This is a genomic window from Bacteroides sp. L10-4 (assembly GCF_013373675.1).
GTDB lineage: Bacteria > Bacteroidota > Bacteroidia > Bacteroidales > Bacteroidaceae > Bacteroides > Bacteroides muris.
Genome location: NZ_JABXJH010000053.1, coordinates 21,223 through 28,567, shown reverse-complemented (window position 1 = coordinate 28,567; position 7,345 = coordinate 21,223). Strand labels below are relative to the sequence as shown.

General features: G+C 37.7%; 6 protein-coding genes. All 6 read left to right on the top strand.

What is annotated here, in order from left to right; translation table 11 throughout:
* Positions 1-208 (top strand): transposase (locus HU824_RS15540; RefSeq protein ID WP_176469311.1); only part of this gene is annotated, 208 nt, incomplete at its 5' end.
* Positions 209-570: 362 nt separating this feature from the next.
* Positions 571-2,007 (top strand): phage integrase SAM-like domain-containing protein, encoded by a 1,437-nt coding sequence (locus HU824_RS15535; RefSeq protein ID WP_135946430.1) that lies wholly within the window; start codon positions 571-573, stop codon positions 2,005-2,007.
* Between the two features lie 55 nt (positions 2,008-2,062).
* Positions 2,063-3,079, top strand: a complete 1,017-nt coding sequence (locus HU824_RS15530) for a DNA-binding protein (RefSeq protein ID WP_135946429.1) — start codon at positions 2,063-2,065, stop codon at positions 3,077-3,079.
* Positions 3,072-3,533: a Fic family protein gene (locus tag HU824_RS15525; RefSeq protein WP_135946428.1), complete on the top strand. Its 462-nt coding sequence runs from the start codon at positions 3,072-3,074 to the stop codon at positions 3,531-3,533. Before HU824_RS15530 ends, HU824_RS15525 begins: the two co-directional genes overlap by 8 nt.
* Before the next feature lie 23 nt (positions 3,534-3,556).
* Positions 3,557-4,978 (top strand): antiviral reverse transcriptase Drt3a, encoded by a 1,422-nt coding sequence (gene drt3a / locus HU824_RS15520; RefSeq protein ID WP_135946427.1) that lies wholly within the window; start codon positions 3,557-3,559, stop codon positions 4,976-4,978.
* Positions 4,975-7,194 (top strand): antiviral reverse transcriptase Drt3b, encoded by a 2,220-nt coding sequence (gene drt3b, locus HU824_RS15515; RefSeq protein ID WP_135946426.1) that lies wholly within the window; start codon positions 4,975-4,977, stop codon positions 7,192-7,194. The genes drt3a and drt3b overlap by 4 nt, the downstream gene beginning before the upstream one ends.
* The last annotated feature ends 151 nt before the right edge of the window (positions 7,195-7,345 follow it).

Genomic DNA, 7,345 nt, shown 5'->3' with positions numbered 1-7,345 from the left:
AATAGAAAAGCTTGGATACGGATGTTTCAGAACCGTAACAAATACCATGCAGAACTATTATGAAACAATACTAAACTATTTCGTTAACAGAGAAACGAATGCATTTGCTGAATCATTCAATGCAAAAATTAAAGCGTTCAGAGCACAGTTTAGGGGAGTCGGAGATATACCATTCTTTATTTTTAGATTATGCAAACTAACAGTGTAGATTTAACATACCCACAGGGTTTTCGGACTGATCCTGAATAAGGACGTATGGTTTGCTTCAATCCCACTAATTTTGCTTATTCTTGGAAAAGAAAAACCCCCGAACTTCTTTGAAATTCAGGGATTTACATCGTTTTGCCTTCTTAAAAAGTGGTGCCACCAGCAATATAAAAGTTAAATTATTATCAATCAGCTTAAATTGTAATTAATGCTAATATACTGATAATAAAGCGAATTAAATCATTTTTAATTTAGTCGGATAGTAAGAGATTCAAGAAAGATAGTGACTATTATAGTGACTATTCAAGAAAAGTCACTAACTTTGCAGTGTCAGATTCATAAGGGAATCAGACCTTGATTTATATGGCAAAATCTCTTTCCCGGTTCTTCATCCGCAAGCAGGACGAAAAGAACGAAATAGCCACCCTTTTCTTTAGGGTGCAGAACAAGAAACATAAGGTTGACACCCTCTTCTCGTCTCAAATCCGCGTGAATGTGGCTGAATGGAAAGGTGCGTTATCGTGCCCTGAAAAATGGATGCGACACCAACGTGCGAATTTCAATCTGCATGATTCCCTCAACAGGATTGAGCTTGTTGTAACGTCCGAGGTCGAAGGTATGTCTTTCGACAAATCTCATGTCGAAGCGGAAATCCTTGCCATCGCCAATCCCAAGAAGGCAGAGGCAATAATGAAAGCCAAACGCGAGGAGGAAGAGCGTCAGCAAGAGGAACAGAGAATCAAAGCGGACCAGGAGCGACTGATAAAGGAAGGTATCGACGCCGAGCGTGCCAAAATATGGAATTTCCTCAACCACTTCTGTGAAGAGATAAAGAGCGGTGCCAGGCTGAACGGACATAACAGATATGCACCGGGGACAGTCAAGGCATGGTTCAGTTTCCGGAAACTCTATGACATGTTCGACAAGAAGCACCGTTTCACATGGTATCAAGTTGACCGTGCTTTCGTCACCAAGTTCCTTGCTTTTATGGAGAAGAACGATTACATGGTATCGGCGCAGAACAAGTATCTTGTTGATCTCCGCGCCATTGTCAATTACGCCTACCTTGACGGCATCCACGACAACGACCGCGCCATGCAATATTTCTCCAAGAAGAAAATCGAGGATGGAGACAAGGCGATAGAAATTTACCTTTCCGAAGCCGAGTTGCAGGCATTATACGAAATGCCATTGTCAGGTAAACAGGACGAGGTACGAGATATTTTTCTTGTCGGCTGCTACACCTGTCAGCGAGTGAGCGATTACAACGACATCGACAAAGACTGTTTCACGACGACCGCGAAGGGAACACCCGTTATACGACTCGTTCAGAAGAAAACGCGCAATGAGGTAAAGATTCCGATAATGAATCCCAATCTCAGAGCCATCTGTGATAAATACGCCTACAATCTCCCTTCGGTGGTTGATGTGATACTCAACCGTTACATCAAGGATATTCTGAAAAATCTGTCCGAATCTGTCCCGACACTCGGCAAGATGGTTACTACCAAACTCACCATGAAGCAGAAGAAACTTGTGGAAGATGGCAAACTCGTTGTCGAGCGTAACGATAAAGGCGAGGTAGTGATGCCGCGCTATGCTTGTGTCACCACCCACACAGCCCGACGCAGTGGAATCACCAATATGTACCTCACCCACAAATACACCATCGTTCAGATGATGCACGTCAGCGGACATAAGACCCAAAAGACATTTATGGACTATATCAAGCTCTCATCTGATGAAATAGCCGATGATATAGACGCCATCGCCAATCCGACAAAAGCGGATGTTTTCTGACACTTAAATCCTCACAGATAGCTTACTATCCAAAATAAATTTGTAATTTTGCTATATGAACGACCTTACAGTATCAAATATCGAGCGGCAAAACGTGTTGAACAACCGCTATGCTCTCCAGACCATCCAAGAAAACTTGGCTGTCGATGGCCTGCGGTATCACGATGAACTGCTATTTACCACGAAGATGGTTGCAGATTTCTATGGTGTTGATGAACGAACGATTAAACGTTATATACAAGATCATGGTGACGAACTTCGTGCTAATGGATATTTTTTAAGTCAAGGTAAAAAGCTGAAAGATATTAAGATACAAATTGGTGATGACATAAATGTCCCTACCAAAACGACCATTATATCGTTCTTTACATTCCGGGCATTCCTGAACATCGGAATGCTTCTCACGGAGAGCGAAAGGGCCAAACAACTCCGCACTCGCATACTTGATATTGTAATTGCAACAATCAACGGTCGTGCCGGAGGTGGCACCAAGTATATCAACTGGCGTGACCGTGATTATCTTCCAACAGCGATAAAGAGCGAGAATTATCGCAAGAACTTCACTCAAGCTGTCGGCAAGTATGTGGATGGGCTTCCCATCTATAAGTACAAGCAGATAACCGACTTGATATATAAAGCAGTGTTCCGGGAAAACGCAAAGGAATATCGCGTTGTCCTTCGTCTGCAAAACGAGGAGAACGTGCGTCACACGCTCTATGCCGAAGTTCTACTATGCATATCCTCATTTGAGAATGGCGTGGCTCATCAGATAGAGAAGCGATATTCTGAGAACGGGAACAAATTGTTGACCATCGAAGAGGTAAAGGCAATCATTGATGATTTGGCTGCTGCTCCTATGATGGAGCCGTTCATCAATGATGCAAGATCGAAGATGGCATCTCGTGATGTTGCGTTCCGCGATGCTTGGCACGTAAATCTGGCAGAGTACCTTCGTGCGGTTACTCCCGACGAGTTCGACAAGTTTATAGGCGATGCGTCGATAGACTTCGACAATATTCTTGAAGCCAACCGCGAAGTCCTAAAACGTCTAAAGCAAGCCGAGGATGAATGAGGGGCTGAAATACATCGACTACGATGAGGCGTTGGTGGTTTACAGCAAGACTGTGGCAGCCAGCGGTGGTGGGCTGCAAGGCGTAAAAGACGAAGGCGGCATCCGCAAGGTACTTGACTTCGTGAAGAACGACCTGTATTATCCGACATTCGTAGAAAAGCTAACATACCTAGTCTTCGGCTTATGCACCGGCCACTATTTTGAGGATTCCAACAAGCGTGTTGCCTTGACAATCGGAGTGTGGTTCCTTGTGCATAACGGCTACTATTGGCACGCCTACAACTTCATGCAGTGCATGGAAGCAATCATCTACCACGTCGCAGCAGGACGCATCGACAAAGACCTCCTCCAACGCATTATCACATGTTATATGGCGAACGAGGACTATCCCGAAAATCTCAAGCTCGAAATTATCCACGCAATCGGAAAACAACATATTGATTCTAATCAATAGTCTTAATTTAGCTGTCTTTAGCCATGCTTGATCAATCATTTAGTGCGCATAATTTTTGCACAATTTATAATATAGAGAATAGAAAAGGGCATATCGAATTAGATGATATGCCGACCGATTTTCGTGAATGCGTGGCTAATATTAAGCAGAATAAGACAAAGATTCAAGAAATAAAAGATATCGCCGAAGAGAAACGCACAGACGATGAGGTTATGGAGTTGGAAAAAGCTCAAGCAGAATTAGAAAGACTTCATGAAGCAAAAGAGTCAATTTTAGATCAATATTTACACAATTTGTCTTCAACAATTAGGCAAAGACATTTCAAAATCACATTATCTAAATATATTAAAGACGGCAAGGAGATCTTTTGCTTAGACTCGTCGTCTCATGCAATGTTCTTTGCGGCAAAACAATTGCAATATAATATACATAAAACATTTAAAGTTAAGCAATCTAATCGCAATAGTATTCTCAATTGTATTAAATCTCTATTAGAAACAAGACGGCCAATATCTATAATCAGAACTGACATCACAAGTTTTTACGAGTCCATAGATCAAAAAATACTTCTCAATCGAATTGAAGACAATACTTTACTGAGTCCAAAATCGAGAGCATTTATTAAGGCTATTCTGAATCAATACAATAACCTAAAAGATGCTTCCACATCTGCTGCAGATAAGGGAATCCCCAGAGGTGTGGGAATCAGTGCTTACCTTTCTGAACTATACTTAAAGGATTTAGATACAATAATCAAATCAAGACCAGAAGTAATGTTTTATGCTAGGTATGTTGATGATATCTTCATTATCTTATCATGTGTTCCAGTCGGTCAAACGATTGAGACATATTACCAAGGATTAACTGCATCGTTTGCTGAGATGGAGCTATCATTGAAACAACCAAATGATGGAAGTGGCAAATGTCAACTTATAACGTTTAATAATGATATATCCATTGACATACAATACTTAGGATATAAGATTGTGCTATGCCGAAAGAAAGATAAATTATTCGTAACATTTTATATGTCAACGAATAAGGTTAACAAAATTAAAAGGAGAATAGATGCGGCGTTTTTGCATTTTGAGAATCTTTCAAAAATTAATATTCATGATGCACGAAAAGATTTAATTGATTCACTAAATTTTATTACAGGGAATTTTTCACTTTGTAAATCAAAAGCTAATGTTAAAATTGGACTTTTCTATAACAATTCGTTATTGGATTCAAAATCTGATTTAGATGAATTAACGAACTATCTACATGGAAAGATAATAAACCCATATTTCTTATTATTTCATGGTAATTATGGTTTTCGAAAGACTTATATTTCAAATCTACGTAAAAGAATAGAATCTTTTGATTTCTCTAAGCGATGGACCGATAAGAACATGTATAAGTTTACTCTTTCAAGATTGAAACAAATAGATAGTTGGTTATGAAAAAGAAAAAGATTAGATTGAAATATAAAAAGGAGAGAGTACTGCTGTCAGATATTCTCCCCTATGAAATGCCATTTATATTTACTAACAGATATTTCTATCGATTTATTGTAAAGAATGAAATACAATTAGACGGAGATGCGATAGTCTGGAAAGATGGTATTGAGGAAGGAGCTGAACTTATAATTTCTGCCATAGTACATTGTAAGAAAATCCATTTTGATGGAAATCGTGTTAAGACTAGTAAAGGAACATATAATACGATACCATTTACATACGGCGTTTCTCACAAACCAACTAAATGTAGGTATCTATCAATTATACATCCGGTCAATCAGATTAAAATAGTCGATTTCTATGAACGCTATAAGCATGTATTGCTATACCTCTGTAGTAAAAGTAGATTTAGTCTGCGGTATCCAGAAAAAGTTGCATGTTTCTTTTATTACAAGGATCGGTTACACAATACTCTCTTGGGAAAACGCTCTGACAAAATGGAGATGTTTTTTAGTGAGTATGAAAATCTAAGAACTTACTTTAGTTATAAAAATTACACCAACATCTACAAGTTTTATGAGGACTATCGTTATCAGCGTGCCGAAAAGAAATTTCAGCATCTAGTCAAATTCGATTTACAATCGTGTTTTGATAGCATATATACTCATAGCATTTCTTGGGCAATGTCTGGTGGTTCCCATATGTATAAAGAACTTTTTGCCGGAGTTCCAGATAATGCCTTTGGTGAATATTGGGATAATATAATGCAGGAAATGAATTATAATGAGACTCATGGGATTGTCATAGGTCCTGAATTCTCACGAATATTTGCAGAAGTTATTCTTCAGGGAATCGACAAATGTGTAGAAAACAAATTGCTTGAATGTGGCTACAGCTTAAATAGAGATTATGAATGCTATCGATATGTTGATGATTATTTCTTCTTCTATAACTCAGAAGAAGTAAAAAGCAAAGCCTTTGAATTGTTTGAAGAGTATCTAAAAGAATATAAATTAATCATAAGTTCTGATAAGACAGTTTATTATGAACGACCTTTCATAACTCCAATAAGTAAGGCAAAGATTGCCATCGACGAGCTGTTGAAAGACTATATCCAATTATATAAGAATGAGAAAAATATTACTGAATTTATCGAAAGTGATGAGATAGATCTAGACAAAAATGATGAAGAATCCGACACAATAAAAATCAAGGAGGAGACCATTGTAAATGCAATCAATTGTGAGCTATATTTTAAGTTTAGTGCCACAGAGTTCTGCAAACGATTTAAACGTATCTTATCAACAAATGAGGTTGCCCCTAAAGATGTGATGAACTATTCCATATCCCGTTTGTCAGTATTAATAGAACGAATTTTAAAGAGATGGGATAGGACATACAAACCTCTTTGCTATGCGATGTCAAGTACCGAGTATAGCCAATATAAGATTATTGCGATAAAACAAATTCGCAAGATGGAGAAGGCATTAGCCAAATTTTTGTTTGAGATTATCGATTCATTATTTTTTCTGTATTCAACAAATAAGCGGGTAAATACTACATTAAAAGCCATGCAATTATTGAATACAATAATAATATATTTGGATCATGACTATTCAATAAAAAAAGGCAGACTTGTAATAAAAATTCCAAGATTTTCTGAATATATCCGAGAAATTGTTTTTAAGAAAATCAGAGATGAGGTTAGTCTTGTCCTTAAATCTGCACCAATAAATGAAAAAGTCCAATTAGAGACTCTTTATTTTTTAATTTTACTTAAACAGCTTAACCCGAAGTATCATATAAATGCGCAAGAACTTGAGTCGCATCTTGTGGTTAAAACTGTCAAAGGGAATACACTACCACAACTGAACGCCATAGCAGTAATTACTCTATTATATTATATGGGACTAAAGAAAGAGTTCGTTCAACTTCAACAACAAATTGTAAATCAAGTCATCAATCGTTATCAATCAATGTCTCCTGAACGGATCAAAATATCTGCAGAGCAAGTAATTCTTGCATTAGATTTAGCTGCTTGTCCATTTATACAAAGGAGTAAACAAGTCAAAATCTTACAAAAAATTGGACTTTCACGACCCGAAGGAGAAAAAGTTGTCGCCTATCTACAAAAACACAAGTATATTTATACTAAATGGACCGGTATAAACGTTACCAAAGAGTTGAATGCCAAAATTAGTCAGGAAGTATATTCCTAATTAATTCTACCATAAAAGTGCAAGGTACAGAATCTAATAAAACTCACACACCTAACCTTGTACATAGCTTATGAAGTTTAAATAATAGGGTTTCAGATTCTGGGCCCTATTTTTTAATTATACAATTTAAAAGCAATCCGTTACTCAATGG